The sequence below is a fragment of the Paenibacillus luteus genome (genome assembly GCF_006542765.1).
Lineage (GTDB): Bacteria > Bacillota > Bacilli > Paenibacillales > Paenibacillaceae > Pristimantibacillus > Pristimantibacillus luteus.
Map to the genome: position 1 here is coordinate 58,782 of NZ_SKCD01000023.1, position 23,885 is coordinate 82,666.

The following is a 23,885-nucleotide window of genomic DNA, read 5'->3' on the forward strand; positions in this document are numbered from 1 at the left end:
AGGTCTACTTTTTTAGATCAAAATGACTCTGGAATGGCGTTTTAGTGGCAAATTGGTGGGTTGAGACTGGAATAGATCTAATTTTTAAACCTATTTCGAGTAATGTAGCTATTATAAATGATATTTTAAAATCCTAAACCGCAAAACCATATTTGAAATCATAATCCGCAGTAAGCGGAAAGAGCTGTCCTTAGGCTTTAATAGGTCTAAAGGACAGCTCTTGTTTGAGCAATATAGATTGGTTTGTATCATAGACAACGGTTTGCCGCTTGGTTGGTTAGTTTCAATTAACCACAGTTGGCCCTTCACACCAGCCATCCCAAACGATCCAGAAACAACCACGTCAAAGCCTTCCCAAACTAGCTTAAAACAACCACGCCAAAACCTTCTAAAGTGACTTCACCGCTTAGCTTATTACCAGTGAGTAGGTCGGTTTTGGCTTCCTTGACCGTGATAAGCGCAGGTTGCTCGCTATAGTTAAGAAGGAAGTACAGCGGTCCGTCTTCGCCTTCGCGGATAGCGAGCTCCACCCCTGCAGGGAGCGTTAGCCAGCTTGCTGTCGGAGAAACCAGGCCGAGCCGTTCAACGATCTCGCCAGCAGATGTTTCGTTGAAGACTGCCCCGAAGTACCATGCCTCTCCTGCGCCGAATGTGTTTTTGGTTACAGCCGGTTTGCCAGCGTAGTAGTCGGTTGCGTAATGAGCGACAACCTCCACCGAATCGCTTTCTACGAATAGGACATCGTTGAAGGAGTTGGCTCCGGTTACGGTTCCAGCTTCGCCGACCCACTTCATGGATGTCGGAACGCGCGTACCCTTCACCATCGTAAATTCTTCAACGGAGATGCCGCATAGTCCGGCTGCAGCGCCAGGGAAAGGACGCATATAGGCGTGGCCATGCTCATTCTTATAACCCGTCCGGCAGCCAAAGATAATGATGCCGCCTTCACGTACATACTGCTCCAGCAGCGCAGCCGTATCATCGCGCATGATGGCAGGATGCGGATACACAAGCACTTTATACCGCTTCAGATCCTCAATTGTCGTCGTATTGCGGACATATAGGGTGTCACTTGGAATATGTCGATAATTCAGCGCTTTAAACCAAGCTTTGCCGCTATCCCATGAGAACGGGCCATGCCAAATATCATATTCGCCGTCCCATTGGTTATCGTAGTCGCGAACGAGTGCGATTTCCGCTTTGAACTGCGTATTCGCTATGCGGTTGCCGGCCTGCGCCAGTTCTGCGCCGATTTGGCCAGCTTCGCGAACGCGGCGGTTAGGCTGATTATGGTAGTCGTTAATGCCATGCCAATAAATTTCATTGCCCACCGTAGCTGTCCGCCAGCGGAAGTAGAGCACCATATTCGCGCCATGCGCAATCGACTGATACGTCCACAACCGCATTTGCCCCGGCTTAGGCGATGGCATATCCATGCGGTTGACCCAGCCGCCAGGGCCGGATTGCTGCTCCATAATGGCAAAATTGGGCGAGATGGAGCGAACGGCGCCAAGCGATTGGCTCCAGCCTCGATCTGCCAATGGGTTTTCTTCGTTCTCGTTGGAGTAAAGCGTAGAGAACTGCGGATAGGAATCATAGCTGAAAAAATCGAGCAGCTCATCGGTCATCCGGTGGCTGTCGAGGTGGCCGAATAGGCCGTTGGTTGTCACCCACTGATGAGGCGCGACCTCGCGCAATATGTCACCCTGGACCTTCGCATACGAAATCGTATTATCAGAAATAAACCGTTTCTCGTCCAGCGCCTGATGGGGGTTAGGCTGTTTATCCGCTGGCGTCGGCCGCGGCAAAAATACTTGTTCCCAAGCGGAATAGGTTTGGCTCCAAAATACGGTTCCCCATGCCTCGTTCAGCTTGTCCAGCGTGCCGTATTTCTCCTGCAGCCAGGCGCGGAACGCGTCATGATCGGCAGGCGCATAAAACTCGCTGATCTCGCAGTTGAATTCATTGTCAATCTGCCAGCCGATAACAGCGGGATGGCCTTTATAGTGCTCCGCCAGCTTGCGCGTAATAATAGCGGATAGCTCCCGGTATTTTTGGCTGCTGTAGTTATAGTGGCGGCGCAAGCCGTGATGCAGCGTGACGCCGTCTTGCGTCACATTCAGCACCTCTGGATATTTATGGGTCAGCCAAGCTGGCGGTGTTGCCGTCGGGGTGCCGACAATCACTTTTAGCCCATGCTTATGAGCAAGCTCAAGCGCGCGGTCGAATAAGTCAAACGAAAACACGCCTTCCTCCGGCTCGAAAATAGACCAGGCAAACTCCGCTACGCGAACGATCGAGAAGCCGAGCTCCCGCATCCGGCGGAAGTCATCTTCCCATAGGTTTTCTGGCCAATGCTCCGGGTAATAGCAGACGCCAAGCCGGAATTCTTTTAGCGCATCGATAGGCTTCATTCGTTGTTCCTCCTCAGGGGTAATGAATATATTATGCGAATATATTGCGAATCATTGCTCTCCCTACTAATTGTAAAATCAATCATATAAAGCGTAAATGACAAAATCCTGCGATTAATGATACAATATTGCGAACTTGATAAAGGGAGCCTGAGACGATGATCAGCCATTTTATAGTCCCTAATCCATCGTTTTCGCAGTATGTATGTTACCCTGATTTATTTGGTAGATACAATAACTTTCCGCAGCATGCGGAACGAAGAGAACAGGGCCAGTTGAAGCATTATAATTTGCATCTGATTTTTGAAGGAAGCGGTTACGTCATGAATGGCAGCGGGAGGGAGCGTCTGGCGCTTGGGGCAGGTGATGGATTTCTGTTCCCTAAGGATGCCTTCCAGCAGTATGGCTCAAGTGTGGATCATCCGTGGGATGTGCGATGGATTCATTTTGAGACCCAAATCCCGCTACCGATGCTGAGGGAGGCTGATGATTCGGGAGGGTGGTTGTTTACCTTTTCGAACAGGGAACGGTTTAAGGCGCTGACAGAGGAGATGTATGAGCTATGCAGTCCATTTGAGACTGGCAATGAGCCGCGCTTATCCGCGCTCCTGTACGAGATCTTGGTGGAGCTGGTTCAGCATTCGGAACGATTGGAAGGTTCTTCAGCGCTAGAGAAGCAAAATGCGATCAGAGTGGCTGCTGACCAGATCCGCTATAAATGCGAGGAGCCATGGAGCCTGGAGCGGATGGCCGCCCTCGCAGGCTACAGCAGCTTTCATTTCCTACGGTTGTTTCAGCAGGTCATGGGAAAGACGCCCAACCACTTTGTGACGGAATGCCGCATCGATGCAGCTAAGCTGCTGCTGGCGACAACGGCATTGACCGTGACAGAGGTTGCAGCGCAGTGTGGATTCGCGCAAGCGAGTTATTTTATACGCGTATTTCGTTCATCTGAGGGCGTATCTCCAAAAAAGTACCGTTTGATCTATGGTCAAGGGGCAAGTCCGGCTTAAGCAGCTTGAACAGTAAGATGAATGGTAATGCCCGAAGGATCATGGACCACATAAGCATTGCCTTGGGCAGAGACATCGACGTCCGCGCTGCGTAGATGATCAAGCGTTGTTTCACGGGAAGCGGCACTTGGAAACACAACCGTGAAGTAAGACAAGCCTACCGAATGAGCTGGTGGCAAAACAGCGCCCACACCCGCCCAAATGTTCATGCCGATATGATGGTGATAGCCTCCTGCGGAGACGAATACGGCGGACATTTGCGCGTAGTCGCCAACAACATCGAAGCCAAGCTTGCCTTCATAGAAGGCCCTTGCTATTCTCAGATCGCCGATGTGTAGATGGATATGCCCAATCACGGTGCCCTGCGGCAGACCGTTCCATGTAAGGCCTTCGCTCTCGGCCAGCAAGCCTTCCCAATCGAGTGGATCGGAAGCCATGACGTAGTTGCCGCCGGAGTCGCGTCTCCACTGCTCCCGCGGACGGTCTGCATAAATCTCGATTCCGTTATGGTCGGGGTCTTCAATGTAAAGCGCCTCGCTCACAAGATGGTCCGCCTGCCCGATATGAATGCCGCTTTGAATCAGATTGCGCAAGGCAAGCGACAGGGAACGGCGATCGGGCAGCAGGATCGCAAAATGATACAGCCCCGCATGGGATCTTCGTTGCGGCACGATAGCATTCGCTACCTCTTCAAGGATGAGCAGCGTATGTTCTCCGTCAGTCGTGAAGGAAGCTGTTCGGTTAGCCTCATCCTTCTGCAAAACCTTCAGTCCTACGACCTCCGTATAAAATTGAATCGAATGCTCAAGCTGGCTAACCTTCAGTTTTACTTCTCCGAGCGTAATTGCCGGGTCCAAAAATGTTGACATGGGAAACCCTCCTATAGGTTATGGTTTATTCAAACGTTTGGATTGATTTTTTTGGCGCAGCGTAGCCTGTAATGGGTATATCATGTACAATATTGGAAAAAGAAACACAAAAATCCCAAGTGATAGAAAGGATGCAACAGCACGAGCGATGAAATACGGTTCTTTTCTCTTCCAAGTAAGTTCATCATAGCATAATCATTAACTAAAATAAAGTAACTAATATAAAGTAACTGACATTCAGTTTGCAGAAAAAGGAGGCATTATCATTAAATTATTGCGCAAAGTGGAATGGACACTGCTCATCATTCTGGGAGGATTAGCCCTGTATTTCTTGCTGATGGAGCTCACGCATTTTGAACCCGACGCCCGGATCAAAGCAGCTAGGAAAGAGGGGGCTTACTTTGCGGTACATGCGCCAAAACAAACGTTCTACGGGAAAAGTTTTACGGTGGATGGTGTTATTTATAAGGATGGAGAACTACATGTGTATATGACCTCCAAAGGGATATTTTCCTGGCCCGCTCTGCCTAATACGATTCAGGTCATTACCGATCGAAAAGAGGAGTTGAATCGATCCTCTTCGGCAGGAACGTCAACCTTGTTCAGATCAAGGGGACGTTTCACGTTCCAAGAAGTGCCGGAGGGCCTAAAGAGCATTACTGTATTTCAAGAGGCCTATGGAGAATCTTTTTCCTTCCCGATTTCCTTAGTTAAAGGGGGGCAAACCAATGAATAGCCATGTGAAAGGTTTGCTGGGCCATGGAGTCAGGTGGCTGGTTATACTTCTCTCGCTTTTAGTTATCTGTAAGGCTCTCCTTGGATTGGGATACAGTAGCCTTCGGATAGAAAGAGTCGTTGAAACAGCTCTTAACAATATGGAGGTACCGGTTGCGCCAATCTCAATGAGAACCAAGATGGGGCAAGGCTATGAACTGCTGTTAATTAAGGACCGTGAACACGGCATGTATCATCAATTGAATGTTAAACATTCATTCGGCTTCCTATGGAGCTATAGAGGGGGATCAGTCGGAATGCCGATTGATTCGGAAGTGCTTCTTAGTTTTCAAGGTGGCGGAGCTACCATTGGAAAGTATCTTCATTATTATTATGTCGGCCAGTTGAACGATCCGCAAATTAGCAGGCTGCAAATTCGATGGTACGATGGTTTTCAACAGGAGGCAGAAATCAAGGACGGTCTTTACCAGGCTGCACGAACAGTAAGAATCACGAAGGATGACGAACTGCAATCCGGTGATGACAAATTGTTCGCATATGACGAGAATGGACAGCTGCTCTACGAGCTGGATCGGGAACGAAGAGAAATCAGAAGCGATACGGATAAATCCGAATAAATCCGAATAAGCATGTTGTCGCCCCCCAGTGTACAGACAAATCCGCTTAACCTTGTTATGATAGGAGCTATTATGTTTATCGTCCTGTCTGGATGGTTGGAGGAAGGTGCTTTTTGCTCTTATGTGGCTTACTTATTCGGTGTTCGCCGCCCTATGCTTCGGTCTGCGAGGCATTCTGTACCATTGGACGAGCCAAAAGCCGCTGAACCGCAATTTGTTGCTTTGCGGAACCTTTAGCATGGGAGCTATCGTCAACGGCATGTGCGCGCTGGTTTTCTCTTCGGAGTGGACAATGGCTGCGCTAATTGGGGTACAGATGGGTTTGTTTTCCTTTGGTGCTAATGCGAGCATGTTCAAGGGGTTTGCGGTTGGCAAGGCATCGCTGGTAGCGATATTGACGGCGCTGCCGTCTGTTGTCGTCGTTATCGTTGCTTACGGGCTTTGGCAGGAGAAGCTGCATGTCATGCAGCTTCTTGCTTTTGTAGTTATTATTGGCGGTGTTCTGCTAGTCCGGCTGTCCAATGATATTTCGCTTCGCAACTTGCAGGGGGCGCAGTGGGGACTGCTTGCGATGCTGCTGTTTGCAGCCAATGATTTATCCGGAAAATGGTCGACGATTATGGAAGCGGACTTGTTTCCAACGATGTTTTTTATGTTTGTAACGGGAGCTAGCTGCTTTGGGATTTGGTGGCTGAGGGATGTGCAGCGCGAACGGGGCAAGCGAGTGCTTCAAAGCGCAGGCGGTGGGACGGTACGCGTAGCCCAGCAAGCGCCAAGCGCTTCTCCATCTGCTTCGCCGAACTGGGGCAGCAAAAAAACCTATTTTGTAGGCCTAGCTGTCGGCATTACAAACGCGGTTGGCATGATGCTGATTGTCACTGCTTTCGAGCTTGGGAAGGCCGGTCTCGTCTCCGCGGTTACCGCGCTTAATGTGCTCATCGTGCTTCTCTACACACGTTTTATTGTCAAAGAGCGTTTTACGACGCTGGAGGTGACAGGTATCTCGCTGGCGTTCGCCGGCATTCTGCTTATGCGTTTGTTCGGATCATAAAGGCAGTCAGAATTTCATTAAAACAGGCTTTGCAGCAGCTACAGCAGCTAATGCAAGGCCTGTTTTTGTTTATAGAAGAGCTGTTCATACCGTACTTAGCGCAATAGTTAAGGGGTAAGCACAAATTCATGATAGGGGTGTCAGCATGAAGCCGCCAGTGTGAAAGGTAACCGCCCATTCAAGTCAATTACTCATCCCATTTGGAATGATGGACGTGATGGCAAAAATTGGGGCGCTTAAATCCCGGAAGAAGTAGTTCACACACATCGGCGTTAATCGTTCCGAATGTGGTTTCCGGTTTGTGTTTGAACTGGTTGCGAGGAAAAGCCTCGACGACTTGCTGCCGCGCTTCTGCTGAGATGAGATCGAAGTTCTTCCCGACCACAATAAAAAATATAGGATTCCCTTTCGAACAAACGGACAGCGCTTTGAAGTTTATCCGGATTCATAATGACATATACACGAGAAATGGCCGAACCTTCATAATTTAATGCGAGGGAGTAAACAACGTTTGATAATGGAACTTATTGACAACCAAACCATCTTCCTTTACATTAATGTTAAATGGTTATTAAACATTAATTGAAAATATTAAAAAAACATTTAATTTTAATTGAATGTTAATGGTAAGAAGGAGGCAAGGCCAATGACAGAATGGGAAGCTGCAACAAAACGGTTGCATTTTAAGTACCATGAGTTGATTGAATTTATGATTGCCGTATCACTCATTGCGCAGGAGAAGCATATGAAGGAGTTTGCGCGCGAGGTGCATTTTTCACTAGATGATGAACTGCTTCAAATGATTGACGAGGTGAAGGCGCGCCTCAGCAAGCATATAAAAGAGGAAATGGCGGTTTTCTTCTCGGATAACCTATTTACAGGGAGATTGGACTATGTCATGGTGCAGGTGTATCTGGGAAATCGGGAGACACTGAGCAGCTCGGAGCAGTTTTTGGCTTGTTATCGCGCAAAGCCTGCAATGGAGCTAGTCAGCCATTTGGCTGCCACCATATATAACGATGAAAAGATGGAATGGACGCAGGGACATGATTGGCGATTCATTATGGAGGACCACGGGCTGCTTCTTCGGCTCGTTGAGGCTGCCCGTTTGCAGGATCAAGCGGAGCATGAGGTACTGCTGGAGCATATCCGTTATGCAGAGGAATACAAGCAGCGCACCCTGCTTGTTCTTGAACAGTTTCATGAGCGCGCCTATCTGCCGATGCGGGACCGTTTGCGTGAGCTCGGCGAGGCTGGAGTTACGAAATACCAGTCCTTGTTCGCAGAACAGCCAGAGCTGGCCATCCGCGAAATTATGAGGAGCGATGTCGATCTCATTGATAAGGAAACCGAAGTCCATATCAGTTACATTTCACAGGTACGGGTAGCGATCCATCGCGAGGAGCAGGAGGGTCGCTCTCATCTCATCATTCTTGGCGTAAATAATGACGCCTTTGCATGGCAGCGCGAGGATCAGGAGACGATTGAACGATTCCTGAAGGTAATTGCAGATAAGCGCAGGCTGGAAATGATCGAGTTGCTCCACCATAAAAATTACTACGGCAATGAGCTTGCCCAGGTGATGGGCTTAACGCCAGCGGCTATCAGCTATCACACCAATATGTTATTTGACCTTAATCTCATTCATTTGATACGCGTAGACAACCGTATTTATTATGAGCTGGATAAAGACAAGATCGGTTATTACTGGGAGCAGACGAAGCGGATACTGCTTCCGTAGCGGACGAAGGAGGAATGCAGGTTGAGTGAATTTGTATATGAAGTGAAGGATGTCAGCCAGGTTTACAAGAAAGGCAAAACGATGGTAACGGCCAATGACCGGATTTCGCTTTCGATCCGCGAGGGAGAGATTCTGGGCGTGCTTGGACCAAATGGCGCGGGCAAATCGACTTTGATCAAGCAATTGGTAGGCCAATTAAAGCCGACCAAAGGGCAAGTGTTATTCTGCGGGGAGGATATTATCAAGCATACGCGTTCCGCTGCTAGTCTGGTCGCCTATTACGCGCAGGAGCCGCATGTGCTGTCGGCGCTTAAAGTACATGAAGCGCTGGCCTTTACTGGAAGGCTGAGGGGAATGGCAACTAGGGATGCAGAGAAACAGGCAAAGGAGCTGCTGGAGCAATTCGATATGGCAGATTGGGGCGGCAAGCAATTGAAGCAGCTGTCCGGCGGCCAGAAACGGATGGTCGGCATCGGTACTGCTTTAATTGGGCATTCGCCTGTGCTGATCTTCGATGAGCCGACCAATGAGCTTGATCCCAAAAAAAGGCGGCTTGTCTGGCAGTTAATTCAGGAGCGCAATCGGGAGGGAGCAACGGTTATTTTGGTCACGCATAATGTGCTGGAGGCAGAGCAGGTGGTTGACCGGGCTGCTGTTATCAACCATGGCAGGCTGCTAGCGATCGATCATGTCAGCACGCTGAAGCAGAAGGTGGATCAGCGGCTGAAGTTTGAGCTGACGATTGGGAGCGGGCGGCGTGCGGAAGCGGTGGCAGCGCTGCAGCCATTCGGCATCGTACAGGAGAGCGCGGAAAACCGTCTGCAGCTGCTTGTAGAGAAACAGCAGGCAAGCCGAGCATTAGCTTTTATTGTTGAACAAGAGGAGCTGCCGATTTTGGAGTATGCCCTAATGCCCCCTAGCCTGGAAGATGTTTATTTCCATATAGATCATGCAGCGCGCAAGGAGGCTTTAATATCATGAATACAGCACAGATGCAAATGAGGTTGAAGCAGCCGAAGCCCTTTGGAGCAAGCCGGTTATGGACGGAGCTGAGCATTTTGTTCCGTATTCAATTTGCGCTTATTCGCGACAGCTGGGTGATCGTTTTGCTGCTCGCGACAATGTTTCCGCTAACGACGATCTTGTTTATGCGATTCTTTGTTGCCGATCCGACGCCGGAGATGATGGTTCAGATCATTGCAGGCAATATGATCTTTGGGGTCATTATTATGGGCCTGAACAGTATCGGGCAAGAGATATCGATGCAAAAGCATCAAGGCCACTTTACGTTTTATGCGTCATTGCCCATATTGAAATTAAACTTTGTTGCCGCTAATTTGCTGCGCGGCTTAATGAGCACGGTTCCTTCCTTCGTCCTGCTTGGCGTGATTGGCTATTGGATTTACGGCGTGAATTTGCAGCTGTCTTGGGCGCTTCCGTTTGTTATGCTGCTGTCGCTAACGAGTATTGTGGGATTAGGCGTATGTATCGGATTCTGGTCGCCGAATCAACAGCTTACAAGCATGCTTGCCCAGCTTCTGATGATGGTGGTCACCTTTCTGTCGCCCGTAATGGTCGAAATGAACCAGCTTCCCAAAATGCTGCAATGGCTGTCGTATCTATTTCCGACAACCTATGCGGCGGATGCGCTGCGCACGGTGCTGCTGCATGGCTGGACGAATGGCGTCATGCTGGATTGCGCGATGATGCTCCTGTACAGCTGCCTAACCATCTTCATTGTCAATCGTTTAGTAAGCTGGCGGGTGTAACTGAGCCCAAGGCGAGCATCGAATTCAGCCATAAGGGCTGCTCCGTTGGAGATAAACCTACTGGAGCAGCCCTTATTTTGCTTGGAACATTACTGCTGGCCTGGACGGATGCGAACGACGCCGATGTCGGATGCGTTGATCGCAAAGGCGTTGCCGCCTTGGTTAATGGAGGCGTTAGCGCCTTGCTTAACGTTGACAAAGGTTTTGCCGTTGTCCTTCTTGACGGAATTGCCATGCTTAGAGTATTTGCGTGACATGATCTCACCCCCTTTCAAGCGTTCTGCAGAACAGAGCCGCGGCGGAGTGAGCTTAGCGTTTTTTTGTTTTTTTGAAAATTTGCACGGTAGCGGCGTTGCTTGCGAGCACGTTTCCTTGCTGCGCGCTTGCCTCGGATGTTTGATAAATATTAATAACGAGATAGTTGTTCTTGCCTACGCGATATTTTAAGGTTTTGACGCTTGAGCGAACCATGGATGAACCCCCCTGCCAGCATGTTTGCTTTACAGGATTACTATATGAGCGGGGCTGACAGCTTGTATCCGCCAATGATAACCGTCAAATCTATCAATTCTCGCTCCTTTTGTATTGCGAGGGGGTAGTGCCTGTTAGTTTTTTGAACATACGGTGAAAATGCGGAAGACTTTCAAACCCGCATTGCTCGGCAATGGAGGCGACGTTGGCATCACTCTCCACTAGCAGCTCCTTTGCTCGTATAATGCGCTTGGTCGTTACGTATTCCGTGACGTTCATGCCCGTCAATTTCTTGAATACACGCGAGAAGTGGGCTGGCGTTACGGATGCTTGCGAAGCCAGCTGCGACAATCCCAGCGGACTGCCTGGGTGCCCATCGATGTAGGCCAATATAGATGTCATCCAGCTTGGCGCTGTTGATGATACCTCCGGCTCCGCGCCTGCCGGATGAAGGGACCGCCCGAGCAGCAGCAATATTTGCTGCAGCTGAAGCAGCACGGCCTGGCGATAGCCCGGCAGCTTGCCGGTTTCCTCGGCATGAATGTGATCGATCCAAGCGGCGAGCGCCGAATGGTCCTCCTCGCTCAGCGGCAGGCGGTACGCTTTGCGGCGCTTGGCCTGCTCGAAGCAGCGCAAATAGGAGAAGGCTTCGCCGAGCGGCGGGGTATGCACAAGCGACGCGTTGAAGAACAGCGCGGTAGACGTTTTGGGATTGTCGGGATTAGGGAAGGAGCGATGGATCGTGTTGCCGGGGATAAGAAATACATCGCCCGGAGCAGCATCGTAAAAGGTCTGGTCAATAAAAAAAGTGCCTTGGCCGCTATAAATGTAAACAAGCTCATACCAGTCATGAAAATGGTCGGGCAGCTCGTTCTGCGCGCTCTTCGTATCCCGATAGACGCATTCGAAAGGAAACGGTGTTGCAGCGTCGAACCTTTTGCGATAGGGATTCAAGAGCTTCACCTCACTTTGAGCATTTGTCAGCCTGATTGTAGCAAATATCAAAAAAGAGTACAAATAAGCGCTAATTGATTATTTCAGAGATCGATATTGTTTTTTATAATAAAAGGGAAGCTAATCTGCTAGAAAAGAGGCGGAAAAGATGAGAATAGACGCGCATCAACACTATTGGAGTATAGAACGAGGGGATTATGGCTGGATTACGCCTGATATTCCGGTGCTGTACCGGGATTTTCTGCCGCAGCATTTGGAGCCTCTTTTAAATAAGCATCAGCTGGACGGCTCGATTGTCGTTCAAGCGGCAGCGACGCTTGCCGAGACTGATTATCTGTTATCGCTATGCGAGAGGGAGGCTTCCATATTAGGGGTCGTGGCCTGGCTGGACCTAGCGGACCCAGAGTATAGGAGCCATTATGAGCGTTTCGCAAAGCATCCTAAATTTGTAGGCTTCCGTACGATGATTCAAGAGATGCCAGACGCAAATGCGATCTTAGAGCCGGGCTTTGTGGAAGCGCTCACTTTTTTTGCGGAGAAGGGCGTGCCCGTGGATATCTTAGTCGTATCGCATCAACTGGAGCCGCTGGTGAAGCTGCTTGATCAAGTGCCTAACCTTCATGCGGTTATTGATCATATCGCGAAGCCGCGTATTAAGGATGGTGTGCTTGAGCCTTGGAAGAGCCAAATGAGCCAGATCGCCGCTTATCCTCATATCTACTGCAAGCTGTCAGGGATGGTTACGGAGGCTGAGCACGGCAACTGGAAAGCGGAACAATTTGTGCCCTACATTAAGCATGTCGTGGAGGCATTCGGAACAGAGAGAATTATGTATGGCAGCGATTGGCCAGTGAGTCTGCTTGCGGCCAGTTACGATGAACAGGTTGAAGTGCTGGAGAAAGCACTGCCAGGCACATGGACCGAGGCGGAGCGGGAGCGGCTGTTCGGATTAAATGCGAAGGAGTTCTATCGACTATGACAACTTTGAATGCTAACCAGTTAAATGAGGGACAGAAACGTTTATATGAGGAAGCAAAGCAAGCAAAGGTAACCGTGCTGCAAATCGGGGAAGGAAATTTTTTGCGCGGCTTCTTTGATTGGATGCTGCATGAGTGCAGGAAGCAAGGCTTATACGAAGGCAGTGTCGTGGTTACGCAGCCTCGGCCGGGAGGCAAGCCGAAGATCGATGCGCTTGCAGCCCAAGATGGGCTATATACGTTGGTCATTCGCGGGCTGGAAAATGGCGAGCGCGTCGAGCGCACAGAAGTCATTTCCGTATTTGACGAAGCGTTCGATCCTTATTCCAATTGGGAAACCTTTCTTAGCCTAGCCGAAAATGCAGACCTGAAGGTCGTTGTGTCCAATACGACGGAGGCAGGACTTGTCTATCGGCCGGAGGCGCTTGTGGATGGCCAGCCGGTTCAGTCGTTCCCAGGAAAGCTGACGCAGCTGCTATACCGCAGGTTTAACCATTTTGCCGGAGATCCGGAACGCGGTTTGGTTTGCTTGCCTTGCGAGCTGCTGGAGCGCAACGGCGATGAGCTTCGCGGCTGCATATTGCGCTACAGTGACGATTGGGGTTATTCCGAAGCATTTAAAGCATGGATCAACGAGCATAACCGTTTCTTGAATTCACTCGTAGACCGTATTGTAACGGGATATCCAGAGGAAGCGCAGGCAGAGGCATGGTTCAAGGAATGGGGTTACTCTGATCCGATGCTGACGACAGCTGAGCCTTACCATCTCTGGGCGATAGAAGCTGAGCCGGAGCTTGAGGAGCTGCTTCCGCTGCGCAAGGCAGGGCTCAATGTTCAATGGGTAGAGGACTTGAAGCCGTTCCAGCTGCGCAAGGTCCGCATTTTGAACGGAGCCCATACGCTGATGACGCCACTTGGCTTGCTGCATGATATGGAGCAGGTGAGAGAAGCGATGGAGCATCCGGAGCTGGGAGCGCTCGTGCGCGCGGCAGTGGAGACAGAAATCATTCCATCGCTCGCGATTGCACAGAATGAGCTGCAAGCTTACGCAGGCGATGTGTACGAGCGTTTTCTGAATCCGTTCATTCGCCACAGGCTGGCAGATATAGCGATGAACAGCTTGAGCAAATTCAAAGTAAGGCTGCTGCCGTCTCTGCTTCATTACGTGGAAGGCGGCAAGCCAGTGCCGGGCGGCTTGGCACAAGGCTTGGCGGGCTTGCTACGTTATTATAAGGTGAAACCGTCAGAGGCGGGCTTCGAGGGCCAGACTTTGAGCGGTGTTTCCTATATCGTACGGGATGACGCCAGCCTGCTTGAAATGATTGCGGGCGTGTGGTCGGAGGCGGAAACGCAGGGCTGGACGCTGGAACAGACGGTCGGCAAGCTGCTTAGCCTAAAGAGCGTCTGGGGTCGGAACTTAGCTGCCGAGTGGCCGCTTTTGACGGCAGCGGTAAGCGCGAATATAACCGAAATGGAGCGACAAGCCAATGAATAACTGGGTCAGATTGCATGAGAATGATCATGTCGTGATTGCGCTGCAGCCTTTTGCTAAAGGGGAGAAGCTTACCCTTGAGGGCGGAATCACGCTTGAGCTCATGGACGAGGTGCCCAAGGGGCATAAGGTGCTGACGCGCGCGGTTCGGCAGGGCGAGCATGTGCTGAAGTTCGGTTATTCCATCGGCGTGGCGAAGGAAGATATTGAGCCGGGGAGCTGGGTTCATACGCATAATATGGGAACAGGCTTAAAGGGCTTTCTCGAGTATACCTACGAGCAGACGACTTCTGAGCAGGTGAAGGGGGCATCGCCTGATGCTGGCCGAAGCTTTCAGGGCTTCGTTCGCGACAATGGCGAGGTTGGTATCCGCAACGAAATCTGGATTATCAATACGGTAGGCTGTATTAACAAAACGTGTGAAATCGTGGCTCGAAAGGCGCATGCGCTTTATGAGGGACGGGTGGATGGGGTGTATCATTTCGCGCATCCGTTTGGCTGCTCCCAGCTTGGCGACGATCTTGTTCATACGCAGAAGCTGCTTGCCTCGCTTGTCAATCATCCCAATGCAGCCGGGGTGCTCGTCATCGGCCTTGGCTGCGAGAACAATCAAATCGATGCGTTCAAGCGTGCGATTGGCGAGCATAGCGAGGAACGGGTGAAGTTTCTAAAGTCGCAGGAAGCCGAGGACGAGATTGAAGAGGCGCTTGACCTTGTTGAGCAGCTTGTCGGCTATGCCGAGCGCTTTAAGCGCGAGCCCGTGCCGGTGTCCAAGCTGAAGCTGGGCCTCAAATGCGGTGGCTCGGACGGCTTGTCGGGCATAACGGCGAACCCGCTCGTAGGCGCGGTATCTGACCGTTTGATCGAAGCAGGCGGGACGGCGATCTTGACCGAGGTGCCGGAGATGTTCGGCGCGGAGACGATACTGATGAGACGTGCAGCGAATGAGCAGGTATTTGGCAAGATCGTTCATTTGATCAACGATTTCAAGCAATATTTTATTAAGCATGACCAGGAAATCTATGAGAATCCGTCACCAGGGAACAAGGCTGGCGGCATCAGTACGCTGGAGGAGAAGTCGCTTGGCTGTACGCAAAAGGGCGGACACGCCATCGTACAGGATGTTGTGCCTTACGGAGAGCGGATCACAAGCAGCGGCCTCAACTTGCTTGAGGCACCGGGGAACGATCTCGTGTCGGTTACGGCTCTATCTGCTGGCGGCGCGCATATCGTGTTGTTTACGACAGGCAGGGGAACCCCGTTTGGCGGGCCGGTGCCGACGGTGAAGATCGCAACGAACAGCGAGCTAGCCGGACGCAAGAAAAATTGGATCGACTTCAACGCGGGGCAGCTGCTTGAGGATAAAAGCATGGAAACGTTGACCGACGAGTTGTGGGAGCAGCTGATCAGCCTCGCATCGGGCGATATCCAAACGAATAACGAGCGTAATGGCTTTAAGGAAATTGCGATTTTCAAGGACGGCGTTATTTTATAGAGGTCTAGCGAACGAATTCTCATAACAGGAGTGGATAACGTTGAAATACCGAAAGCTTGGGAAGACAGGACTGGAAGTATCGGCGCTTAGCTTTGGCGCGTCATCGCTAGGCTCCGTGTTTCGGGAGACCGATGACGCGGAAAGCGTCCGTACGGTGCATGCAGCCGTAGATGGAGGCATCAACCTCATTGACGTATCACCTTATTACGGCTTGACGAAGGCGGAGACGGTGCTGGGCAAGGCGATTGGCGAAATGGCGCGTGACCGATTTTATTTGACAACGAAGGCTGGGCGCTATGGCGCTGATCGGTTCGATTTCTCAGAGAAGCGGATCATCAGCAGCTTGGATGAAAGCTTGCAAAGACTGCAAACAGACTATGTTGATATTTTGTTTTTGCATGACATCGAATTTGTGCCATTTGAGCAAGTGGCTGAAGGCGCATTTCTTGCTTTGGATAAGCTTAAGCAGCAGGGGAAGATCCGCTTCTCCGGCGTCTCGGGGCTGCCGCTTGCCGTATTCGAGAAATCGCTTGCCCATACCGAGATTGACGCTGTTCTTTCCTATTGCCATTATTCGCTGAACGATACTTCCTTGCTGGACGTATTGCCCCTGCTGGAGCAGAAGCAGGTGGGACTCGTCAGCGCTTCGCCGTTGTCGATGGGACTGCTTGGCAACCGTCCGCTAGCCGATTGGCATCCTGCGGGCGCCGAGCTGCGTGCGGTATGCAAGCAAGCAGCTGAGCACTGCGCAGCCAAAGGCGAAGACATTGCGAAGCTGGCGATCCAGTTCGCTACGGTCAACGAGCGGATTCCGACGACGCTTGTCAGTACGGCCAATCCGGACAATATCCGTAAAAATATCGAATGGACAGATGAGCCCATGAACGAGGAGCTGCTGGCAGAGGTGCTTGCGATTTTGGAGCCGGTGCACAATCGGAGCTGGGAAAGCGGACAAGCAGAATACAATACGGGAGTTATCGTATAAAAAAAGGAGAGCTGGCAAGATGAGAGCAATCGTATGTGAGCAGATCGACCAGCTTCGTTTGGTGGAGCAGGAGGATCCGGCGCTGCAGCCCGGGACAGCTGTGGTTCGGATACGGAGAATTGGCATATGCGGCACAGATTTGCATGCGTATAAAGGAAATCAGCCCTTCTTCTCCTATCCGCGTGTGCTGGGGCATGAGCTGGCGGGGATCGTTGAACAGGTAGATGATCCAGCGGGAAACATTCGGCCAGGCGATCAAGTGAGTATTATCCCTTATATGCATTGCGGAGTCTGTATTGCATGCCGCCATGGAAAAACGAATTGCTGCACGGCTATGCAGGTGCTTGGCGTTCATATCGATGGCGGCATGCGGGAGAAAATCGTTGTACCGGTGACGCATCTGCTCGTTGTTAGTGGGCTGACGCTGGACCAAGCAGCGGTTCTGGAGCCGCTGAGCATTGGCGCACATGCGGTTCGCCGCTCGGAGCTTCGTGCGGGAGAGACGGTATTAGTAATTGGGTCAGGGCCAATTGGGCTCGGCGTTATGGCATTTGCGAAGCACCGCGGAGCGCGTGTCATCGCGATGGATATTCAGGAGGAGCGTCTGGCGTTTTGCAGGCAATGGGCGCGAGTGGATGAAACCGTAAATGCGCTGCAGGGCGCCAAGGAGCGTCTTGCCGAGTTAACGGACGGTGAGTTTCCGACCGTCGTATTCGATGCAACCGGAAATGCACGGTCGATGACGGATGCGTTCGGGCTCGTGGCACATGGCGGCAAGCTTGTGTATGTTGGCCTGGTGAAGGCGGATCTTACGTTTAACGACCCGGAGTTTCACAAGCGGGAAATGACGCTGATGGGGAGCCGCAACGCGACGATTGAGGATTTTGCCGCTGTTCAAGAGGCGGTAACAAGCGGCAGCATCGATGTGGACAGATTCATTACACACCGCTCGTCGTTCACCGAAATGATCAGCCACTATGACAGCTGGTTGAGACCGGAATCCAAGGTCATCAAAGCAATGGTGGAATTATAATTTAGTTATGGCAAATACAATAGAAAGTCCGGCGAAAAAAGGCGCTTTAGCCTTGAGCCGGACTTTCTGTTCGTTTGGGCTTCCAAGAGGGATTGCGGTATAGAACGTCTATAATAATTTCGACCGTTGACAATGGAGGCAGAGCGGAATTATGATTGGTAGCTAACTGCCAAATATTAGGCTGCCGATAGGGGCTAGCAAGAAAGAGCAAGGGGGAATAACGATGCCAAAGACAGAGCAGAAAGCGGAGGCTGATAGTCGTATCGCACGCGAGGAAGACGATCATCCGAAGAAACAAACGGAAAAAGAAAAGCAAAAGCATGAGCTTGACGAGTCCAAGCGTTCCTATGTCTGGGCACTGCGGTTTCTAACGCCATACAAGAAACAAATTGCAGCGCTTGCCGCTTGCGGCACCATGGCCGTAGCCGGAGAAACGCTGACGCCAAAAATGATTCAATACGTGATTGATCAAGTTGTGCCGAGCAAGGATACCTCGCTTTTCTTTATTATTTTGGCGGTGCTTACCGCTATCAATTTATTGATGCTCGTCGCCAAAAACTATCGGAACCTGCTGCAGCGGACGATAGGCGAGCTTGCTTCGCGAGATATGCAGACCGCCATTTTCAAACATTTGCGCAAGCTAGGCTTTGCTCATTATGAACGGCATCCAGCTGGAGAGACGCTGTCCATGTTCAACTCGGAGGTCGCATCCGTTCAGAAAATATACCGGAACGTGCTGCCGAGCGTAATCGATAACCTGCTGTTCATTGCCGTAGCCATCGTGCTGCTCCTAAGCATAAGCGGATGGTTATGCTTGATTATGCTGCCGACGTTCGGGCTGTATTATTTGTTCGGTCCGTATTTTGAGCGCAAAGCCGCTCTTTATGGAAGGCAATCGGGCCAATCCCGGATTGAGTACAATCAATCCATCTACGAGAGCATATCCGGCTTGCGCGAATTCCGCGCATTCGGCTCACAGCCATGGTACCATGAGCGCACCCTGGGCAAGCACAAAAACTGGTCTCATTCTTATTTGCTTGCCGCAACCTACAGCTTCGGACGGGGAAGCTTCAGGCGCTTCACCTTTTATTTGGGCGCCATCGCTTTATTCATTGCCGGTTACTACTCTTTGCAAAACAATTGGATTACGCTGGGCGGCTTCATCGCATTCACCCTCCTGTACATGACTACGATGTTCAGGCTTACCCTGCTCGTTACGCAGCTCACAGAGCAGAAGCTGATTATCCACCAGACCATTCCACTGTTTCGTTTCATGCATAAGCCTATCGAAATTGAAGACCCGGAAGATCCAATCGTACTGGGCGAGGTGCGAGGCGGGCTGGTATTTGAAGACGTCCGCTTTCAATATCCGGAGCAGCCCCCTGTAATCAACGGTTTCTCGCTGACGATTAAACCGGGGGAGAAGGTTGCCTTCGTAGGAGCGAGCGGTAACGGCAAGACGACAATGTTCAAAATGATTGGCCGGTTTTATGATCCGACGTCCGGCGTCATTCGGCTTGACGGGGTTCCCATTCACGAACTGGCGTTGGAGCGGCTCCGGGAATCGATTGGCTACGTCTTTCAGGAAACCTACTTGTTCGGGTCTTCGATTAAAGAAAATATCCGGTTCGGCAAGCCGGAAGCCAGTGACGATGAAGTGGTCGCAGCCGCCAAAGCGGCTTATGCGCATGATTTTATTATGAAGCTGCCGGAGGGCTACGACACGCTGGTTGGCGAACGCGGGATGAAGCTGTCCGGCGGACAGAAGCAGCGCGTGTCCATCGCGCGTATGTTCGTGAAGCAGCCGGCTATTATTTTGCTCGATGAAGCGACGTCCTCCTTAGATAACGTCAGCGAGTACGAGGTCCAGCGCGCGCTGGACGAGGTGCTTGTGAACCGGACGACGATTGCGATCGCGCATCGGCTGTCGACGGTTAAGCATTTTGACAAAATTGTGGTTATTCACGAGGGCCGCGTAGCGGAGTCAGGCAGTTATGATGAGCTGCTTGCCCGCAAAGGCCTGCTGTATGAGCTGGAAATCGGGCAATCGGAAGCGGCGGAGGGGAGAGTAGCTCATGAAATATCTTAAAATCTTTTGGTCCAACTCGGTGATGTTAAAAGGAACGTATTTAACCGTGCTGCTCTACCTCGCGTTGGAATCGGTGTCCAACTACACACTTGTCTATGTTCAAAAAATATTAATTGATGACGTGTTCACGCAAGGGAATTACGAGCTGCTACCGATTGTGATTGCTGTCTTCGCCTTGGCGGGCACCGTATATTCCCTTATGTTTACGATGACAAGCCGAAGCTTGGTACGCAATGAATTTGCGGTTAGCCGATCCTTGCTCTCCCGCATGCTGAAGCGCCTTGAAGGCGTGCCAATCGAACGTTTCCAGAGCGAGAGGACAGGGAAGTACGTTTACTCTTTCACGCAGGATTTGTTCCTTTCGGCGAGCGTCATCGGCTGGCAAATTCCGCGCGGCATGCAGGAGGCGCTGAACCTGTGCATTCTGATGGTCATTATCGGCTTGGCCAGCCCAGTCCTGCTGTTGATGATCGTAGCGCTTTGCACCATTTACGTATTGATCGGCTACTACTTTACGCCAAAGCTGAAGGCGCAGGCTAAGCGGGTGGCGGAGAAGCGTACGGCACTGCTTATTCAGATTGAGGAAGGGGTAGCATCGACACGGGAGGTCGTTGCTTACCACCGATTGAAATGGGAAGAGAAGCTATACCAGAAAATGTTCTCGGAATATTTTGAACAGGTTATGGAGGAAGGGAAGCTCGTAAATCGGCAAATCCGGTACAGCGATCCCATGAAATGGGGCATCGGTATCCTTGTCCTCGGCTACTGCGGTATGCAGCTGATTCAAAACCAAATGTCCATCGGAACTTTCGTTATTCTGTTCCAATTTGCTACCCAAATGTCGGATGCCTTCTATAACTTGTTTCAATTTATGATGGGAATGTCTTCTCAACTAGCGAATATAGACAGAGTGCAGCGCATCTTGGAGCTGGAGCAGCAGGATGAGGGCAGGAGAAGTATAGACGGGGAAATCAGCAATTTAAGCTTTGAAGGAGCGAGCTTTCGCTACTCGCCAGACCTTCCTGAGGTGATTCGTGGATTCACGGCCGATCTTCCGGTGAAAAGGAAAATAGCATTCGTCGGCACAAGCGGCGGCGGCAAGTCGACAATCGCCCAGCTGCTGGTCCGTTTCTATGATATGCCGCTGGGGACTTTAAAGCTCAATGGTGTACATGCACAGGAATATGACCGCAGGCAATGGGCAGAGAAGGTAGCGATTGTATTTCAGGACCCGTATATGTTCTCCGATACGATTCGGGAAAATCTGATGCTGGGCAGGGACGGTGTATCGGAAGCGGACATTGAGGAGGCTTGCCGCATCGCGCAGATCCATGATTTTATTTTGAGCCTGCCTGACGGTTATAATACTGACATCGGTGAGCGGGGCATTAAGCTGTCTGGCGGACAGCGCCAGCGTATTGCCATTGCGCGGGCCATTGTCAGCAACCCGGAAATTTTGGTGCTTGATGAAGCCACCTCCGCCCTTGATTTGGAGACGGAACGGCAGCTGCTCGGCGCGCTTGAGGAGAGAAGAAAAGGGCAGATGACGATTATGATTGCCCACCGCCTGTCTACGATAGAGAATGCTGATGTCATATTTGTCATGGATCAAGGTGCATTAGCTGAAACGGGCACGCATGCGGAGCTGCTTGCGAGCGGCAAGGTATATCAGCAGCTGTTAATGGCCCAGCATTAAGGGCTTTCTATTTGTTGCTGGTCAAGTCGGCATCCCATTGGTTTTCGCGATTCTCGAATAGCGCCTATAACGCTATAATGGAAAGGAAGAAGCAAGGAGGACAACCGTGAAGCCAGTTTTGGAATTACAACAAGTAAAGAAAAACCGAACGGGTGCGGATACGCGTCCTCTATTTATGGATGTATCGGCACAAATAACCGAACCATCGATGATTGCCCTTCTAGGTGTGTCAGGCCAAGGGAAAAGCACGCTGCTGCGCATGCTGGCCGCTTTGGATCGCATCGATGAAGGCAGCGTTCGCTTACATGATGTTCCGCAAAGCGAGATGGATCCGAAGGCTTGGAGAATGAAGGTTTGTTATGTTGCCCAGCAGCCGGTCATGCTTCAAGGAAGCGTGGAGCAAAATCTTCGTGCCGTTAGCTTCCTCCACCGCATTCCTTATGAGGATAAGCTGGTCAAGCAATTGCTGCCTCGTCTAGGGCTGGAGCATCTGGAGCTTGGCAAAAACGCGGAGCTGCTCTCAGGTGGGGAGAAGCAGCGGATATCGCTGCTGCGCTCGCTTCTGCTGCGCCCCGAGGTTTTGCTGCTGGATGAAGTGACGGCTTCGCTGGACCGCGGCAGTAAGGAGCTTGTGGAACAGGTGCTGCAGGAGTGGCATACTGCGGAGGGCACGACCATGATTTGGGTTACGCATGATCTGGAGCAGGCGAGGCAAATAAGCGGTCAGGTATGGTTCATGGGAGAAGGGACGCTTCTGGAGAACAGTGCTACGACTACTTTTTTTGATAGCCCTGCAACGGAGACGGCGCGGAATTACATGCAGGGTCCCGCCTCTAAGGAGCAGCCATGTCTATCCTAGGTCTCAGCTTTACGCTGCTGTTTGTGATGATTACGATGCTCGTATCGGTGTGGCAGAAGCTCGGGCTGGAGCGGGATATTGCAATCGGAACGATCCGCTCTGCGATTCAGCTGCTGTTAGTTGGTTATGTGCTTCAATTTATATTTAATACCAGCAATCCATGGTTTATTGCATTGATCCTTCTGTTAATGATTGGGGTAGCTGCATACCATGCTGGCAAAAGAGGCAAGGGACTGCGGGGCATCGTCTGGAAGATTGCTATTGCGATCGCTACGACGGAGCTGCTTATGATGGGCCTGCTGCTAGGTTTTCGCATCATTGAGGCTACGCCGCAATATATCATTCCGATCAGCGGCATGACGATTGGGAATGCAATGGTGGTGTCAGGCTTGCTGCTGAATCAAATGAGAAGAGAGGTCGGTTCCTCCAAAGGAGAGATCGAGACGCTGCTCTCGCTTGGGGCAACGGCCAGGCAGGCGATTCAGGATGTGATGAAGCGCTCGGTCAAATCCAGCATGATTCCAACCATTGATGGCATGAAAACGGTTGGACTGGTTCAGCTTCCTGGCATGATGACAGGCATGATTATTGCAGGAGCCGATCCGATCGAAGCGGTGCGTTACCAGATTCTGATCGTATTTGCATTCGCTAGCTCGGCAGCCGTTACAAGCATTATTTTGAGCTTGTTAAGCTATCGGGAGTGGTTTACCAAAGATTTGCGTTTATTAAGCATAGAGCCAGAGCGGAAGGGATGATCGTTAGTGGAGGTATATAACAGCGGCACCGCATTAGAGGAGCAAATTGCAGCTACCGAACTGCCAGAGCAGGCGCTTGCGCTTTGGGCACTGGGGCAAGAGGGTTTTCTTGTGAAATGGAAGCAGACGAAGGTGCTCTTCGATCCTTACTTAACAAACTGGGTGCATGAGCTCAGCGGAGACCCGTGGATGCGGGCGTTTGAATCGCCGCTTGCGCCTTCGCAATGTCTGGATGTCGATTATGTTGTTTGCTCGCACCATCATGAGGACCACATGGACAAGCTAACGCTGCAAGCCATCGGGAAATCATCCAAAACGAGATTTATCGTGCCAAAAGCACATTTGCCTCTAGTCAAGGACTGGGGACTGCGGGACGAACAGCTCATCGGCATCTCCCACGGGCAAACCTTGGAGCTGGATGGAGGAATTACGCTGGAAGCCTTCGCTGCCAAGCATGAGCAGTTTGAGCAGGATGAAGCGGGGGAGCATCGGTTTTTGGGGTTTGCAGCGAGCTTTGGAGACATACGTCTCTATCATTCGGGAGATACGGTCGGATTTCCTGAGCTGGTGACCTGGCTGCAAAGCAGGCAGGTCGATATCGCGTTGATGCCTATTAACGGAAGGGACTTCGTTCGCGGCGAACAAGGCATCGTTGGCAATTGCAATTACCGCGAGGCGATTGAAATTGCGGTGCAAAGCCATGCTGATTTGCTCATTCCGATGCATTATGGCTTATTTCCGCACAACGATGAGAATCCGGCTTATTTCGTTGACTACATCTATCGCCATTATCCGGCCCAAAAGTTTCATATGTTCGCTCCCGGCGAGCGATTCATCTATATGAAGTAACGGCACAGAGACATTTATTTC

22 protein-coding genes are annotated in these 23,885 nt (G+C 51.1%); 17 read left to right on the forward strand and 5 right to left on the reverse strand.

Annotation, left to right across the window (positions count from 1 at the left end; translation table 11 throughout):
- Positions 1 to 359 precede the first annotated feature (359 nt).
- Positions 360 to 2,414, reverse strand: a complete 2,055-nt coding sequence (locus tag E0496_RS19040) for a beta-galactosidase (RefSeq protein WP_141503443.1) — start codon at positions 2,412 to 2,414, stop codon at positions 360 to 362.
- 158 nt (positions 2,415 to 2,572) lie between these two features.
- On the opposite strand from E0496_RS19040, the gene E0496_RS19045 reads away from it, so the two are divergent.
- Positions 2,573 to 3,427: a helix-turn-helix transcriptional regulator gene (locus E0496_RS19045; RefSeq protein ID WP_141503444.1), complete on the forward strand. Its 855-nt coding sequence runs from the start codon at positions 2,573 to 2,575 to the stop codon at positions 3,425 to 3,427.
- On the opposite strand, the gene E0496_RS19050 is transcribed toward E0496_RS19045, so the two are convergent.
- Entirely contained in the window at positions 3,424 to 4,296 is an 873-nt protein-coding gene (locus E0496_RS19050) for a VOC family protein (protein WP_141503445.1), read from the reverse strand. The genes E0496_RS19045 and E0496_RS19050 overlap by 4 nt on opposite strands.
- 274 nt (positions 4,297 to 4,570) lie before the next feature.
- Between E0496_RS19050 and E0496_RS19055 the strand changes: the two genes are divergently transcribed.
- The 6 genes from E0496_RS19055 to E0496_RS19085 all read left to right on the forward strand — a co-directional run bounded on the left by E0496_RS19055 (position 4,571) and on the right by E0496_RS19085 (position 10,209).
- Complete coding sequence (locus E0496_RS19055) at positions 4,571 to 5,032, forward strand: hypothetical protein (RefSeq protein ID WP_141503446.1); 462 nt, start codon at positions 4,571 to 4,573, stop codon at positions 5,030 to 5,032.
- A 166-nt stretch (positions 5,033 to 5,198) separates the two neighbouring features.
- Positions 5,199 to 5,648 (forward strand): hypothetical protein, encoded by a 450-nt coding sequence (locus E0496_RS19060; protein WP_206669816.1) that lies wholly within the window; start codon positions 5,199 to 5,201, stop codon positions 5,646 to 5,648.
- 121 nt (positions 5,649 to 5,769) lie between these two features.
- Positions 5,770 to 6,699 carry an EamA family transporter gene (locus E0496_RS19065; RefSeq protein ID WP_141503448.1) on the forward strand — a complete coding sequence of 310 codons (930 nt, stop codon included), beginning with the start codon at positions 5,770 to 5,772 and terminating at the stop codon, positions 6,697 to 6,699.
- A 646-nt stretch (positions 6,700 to 7,345) separates the two neighbouring features.
- Positions 7,346 to 8,440: an ArsR/SmtB family transcription factor gene (locus E0496_RS19075; RefSeq protein WP_141503449.1), complete on the forward strand. Its 1,095-nt coding sequence runs from the start codon at positions 7,346 to 7,348 to the stop codon at positions 8,438 to 8,440.
- Between the two features lie 21 nt (positions 8,441 to 8,461).
- The gene (locus tag E0496_RS19080; protein WP_175598085.1) at positions 8,462 to 9,421 is read left to right on the forward strand and encodes an ABC transporter ATP-binding protein; all 960 of its coding nucleotides are present in this window, start codon (positions 8,462 to 8,464) and stop codon (positions 9,419 to 9,421) included.
- Positions 9,418 to 10,209, forward strand: coding sequence for an ABC transporter permease (locus tag E0496_RS19085; protein ID WP_141503450.1), 792 nt, complete (start codon positions 9,418 to 9,420; stop codon positions 10,207 to 10,209). The genes E0496_RS19080 and E0496_RS19085 overlap by 4 nt, the downstream gene beginning before the upstream one ends.
- 89 nt (positions 10,210 to 10,298) lie before the next feature.
- Here E0496_RS19085 and E0496_RS35890 read toward each other — a convergent pair whose 3' ends face one another.
- The 3 genes from E0496_RS35890 to E0496_RS19090 all read right to left on the reverse strand — a co-directional run bounded on the left by E0496_RS35890 (position 10,299) and on the right by E0496_RS19090 (position 11,685).
- A complete protein-coding gene (locus E0496_RS35890; RefSeq protein ID WP_175598086.1) occupies positions 10,299 to 10,466 on the reverse strand; it encodes a hypothetical protein in 168 nt (55 codons plus the stop codon).
- Positions 10,467 to 10,518: 52 nt separating this feature from the next.
- Complete coding sequence (locus tag E0496_RS35895) at positions 10,519 to 10,680, reverse strand: hypothetical protein (protein ID WP_175598087.1); 162 nt, start codon at positions 10,678 to 10,680, stop codon at positions 10,519 to 10,521.
- A gap of 93 nt (positions 10,681 to 10,773) precedes the next feature.
- Positions 10,774 to 11,685, reverse strand: a complete 912-nt coding sequence (locus E0496_RS19090) for an AraC family transcriptional regulator (protein ID WP_206669817.1) — start codon at positions 11,683 to 11,685, stop codon at positions 10,774 to 10,776.
- Between the two features lie 97 nt (positions 11,686 to 11,782).
- Here E0496_RS19090 and E0496_RS19095 point away from each other — a divergent pair, with 97 nt between their 5' ends.
- The 10 genes from E0496_RS19095 (at position 11,783) to E0496_RS19140 (ending at position 23,864) form a co-directional block, all read left to right on the forward strand.
- The gene (locus E0496_RS19095; RefSeq protein ID WP_141503452.1) at positions 11,783 to 12,613 is read left to right on the forward strand and encodes an amidohydrolase family protein; all 831 of its coding nucleotides are present in this window, start codon (positions 11,783 to 11,785) and stop codon (positions 12,611 to 12,613) included.
- On the forward strand, positions 12,610 to 14,106 hold the full coding sequence (locus tag E0496_RS19100; RefSeq protein ID WP_141503453.1) for a tagaturonate reductase: 1,497 nt from the start codon (positions 12,610 to 12,612) through the stop codon (positions 14,104 to 14,106). The genes E0496_RS19095 and E0496_RS19100 overlap by 4 nt, the downstream gene beginning before the upstream one ends.
- Complete coding sequence (locus tag E0496_RS19105; protein ID WP_141503454.1) at positions 14,099 to 15,598, forward strand: UxaA family hydrolase; 1,500 nt, start codon at positions 14,099 to 14,101, stop codon at positions 15,596 to 15,598. The genes E0496_RS19100 and E0496_RS19105 overlap by 8 nt, the downstream gene beginning before the upstream one ends.
- A 40-nt stretch (positions 15,599 to 15,638) precedes the next feature.
- Positions 15,639 to 16,583 (forward strand): aldo/keto reductase, encoded by a 945-nt coding sequence (locus E0496_RS19110; protein WP_141503455.1) that lies wholly within the window; start codon positions 15,639 to 15,641, stop codon positions 16,581 to 16,583.
- A 19-nt stretch (positions 16,584 to 16,602) separates the two neighbouring features.
- Entirely contained in the window at positions 16,603 to 17,616 is a 1,014-nt protein-coding gene (locus E0496_RS19115; RefSeq protein ID WP_141503456.1) for a zinc-binding alcohol dehydrogenase family protein, read from the forward strand.
- A gap of 223 nt (positions 17,617 to 17,839) precedes the next feature.
- Positions 17,840 to 19,705, forward strand: a complete 1,866-nt coding sequence (locus E0496_RS19120) for an ABC transporter ATP-binding protein (protein WP_141503457.1) — start codon at positions 17,840 to 17,842, stop codon at positions 19,703 to 19,705.
- Entirely contained in the window at positions 19,692 to 21,401 is a 1,710-nt protein-coding gene (locus tag E0496_RS19125) for an ABC transporter ATP-binding protein (protein WP_141503458.1), read from the forward strand. Before E0496_RS19120 ends, E0496_RS19125 begins: the two co-directional genes overlap by 14 nt.
- Positions 21,402 to 21,507: 106 nt before the next feature.
- Positions 21,508 to 22,260: an ABC transporter ATP-binding protein gene (locus E0496_RS19130; RefSeq protein WP_241674884.1), complete on the forward strand. Its 753-nt coding sequence runs from the start codon at positions 21,508 to 21,510 to the stop codon at positions 22,258 to 22,260.
- Complete coding sequence (locus tag E0496_RS19135; protein WP_141503459.1) at positions 22,248 to 23,015, forward strand: ABC transporter permease; 768 nt, start codon at positions 22,248 to 22,250, stop codon at positions 23,013 to 23,015. Before E0496_RS19130 ends, E0496_RS19135 begins: the two co-directional genes overlap by 13 nt.
- Positions 23,016 to 23,021: 6 nt before the next feature.
- Positions 23,022 to 23,864, forward strand: coding sequence for an MBL fold metallo-hydrolase (locus tag E0496_RS19140; protein WP_141503460.1), 843 nt, complete (start codon positions 23,022 to 23,024; stop codon positions 23,862 to 23,864).
- Positions 23,865 to 23,885 lie beyond the last annotated feature (21 nt).

Excerpts from the sequence above, each read along its gene's own strand:
- E0496_RS19040 (WP_141503443.1), bottom strand. The coding sequence starts at position 2,414 with ATGAAGCCTATCGATGCGCTAAAAGAATTCCGGCTTGGCGTCTGCTAT.
- E0496_RS19045 (WP_141503444.1), top strand. The coding sequence starts at position 2,573 with ATGATCAGCCATTTTATAGTCCCTAATCCATCGTTTTCGCAGTATGTA.
- E0496_RS19050 (WP_141503445.1), bottom strand. The coding sequence starts at position 4,296 with ATGTCAACATTTTTGGACCCGGCAATTACGCTCGGAGAAGTAAAACTG.
- E0496_RS19060 (WP_206669816.1), top strand. The coding sequence starts at position 5,199 with ATGAGAACCAAGATGGGGCAAGGCTATGAACTGCTGTTAATTAAGGAC.
- E0496_RS19065 (WP_141503448.1), top strand. The coding sequence starts at position 5,770 with ATGTGGCTTACTTATTCGGTGTTCGCCGCCCTATGCTTCGGTCTGCGA.
- E0496_RS19075 (WP_141503449.1), top strand. The coding sequence starts at position 7,346 with ATGACAGAATGGGAAGCTGCAACAAAACGGTTGCATTTTAAGTACCAT.
- E0496_RS19085 (WP_141503450.1), top strand. The coding sequence starts at position 9,418 with ATGAATACAGCACAGATGCAAATGAGGTTGAAGCAGCCGAAGCCCTTT.
- E0496_RS35890 (WP_175598086.1), bottom strand. The coding sequence starts at position 10,466 with ATGTCACGCAAATACTCTAAGCATGGCAATTCCGTCAAGAAGGACAAC.
- E0496_RS35895 (WP_175598087.1), bottom strand. The coding sequence starts at position 10,680 with ATGGTTCGCTCAAGCGTCAAAACCTTAAAATATCGCGTAGGCAAGAAC.
- E0496_RS19095 (WP_141503452.1), top strand. The coding sequence starts at position 11,783 with ATGAGAATAGACGCGCATCAACACTATTGGAGTATAGAACGAGGGGAT.
- E0496_RS19100 (WP_141503453.1), top strand. The coding sequence starts at position 12,610 with ATGACAACTTTGAATGCTAACCAGTTAAATGAGGGACAGAAACGTTTA.
- E0496_RS19105 (WP_141503454.1), top strand. The coding sequence starts at position 14,099 with ATGAATAACTGGGTCAGATTGCATGAGAATGATCATGTCGTGATTGCG.
- E0496_RS19115 (WP_141503456.1), top strand. The coding sequence starts at position 16,603 with ATGAGAGCAATCGTATGTGAGCAGATCGACCAGCTTCGTTTGGTGGAG.
- E0496_RS19120 (WP_141503457.1), top strand. The coding sequence starts at position 17,840 with ATGCCAAAGACAGAGCAGAAAGCGGAGGCTGATAGTCGTATCGCACGC.
- E0496_RS19125 (WP_141503458.1), top strand. The coding sequence starts at position 19,692 with ATGAAATATCTTAAAATCTTTTGGTCCAACTCGGTGATGTTAAAAGGA.
- E0496_RS19135 (WP_141503459.1), top strand. The coding sequence starts at position 22,248 with ATGTCTATCCTAGGTCTCAGCTTTACGCTGCTGTTTGTGATGATTACG.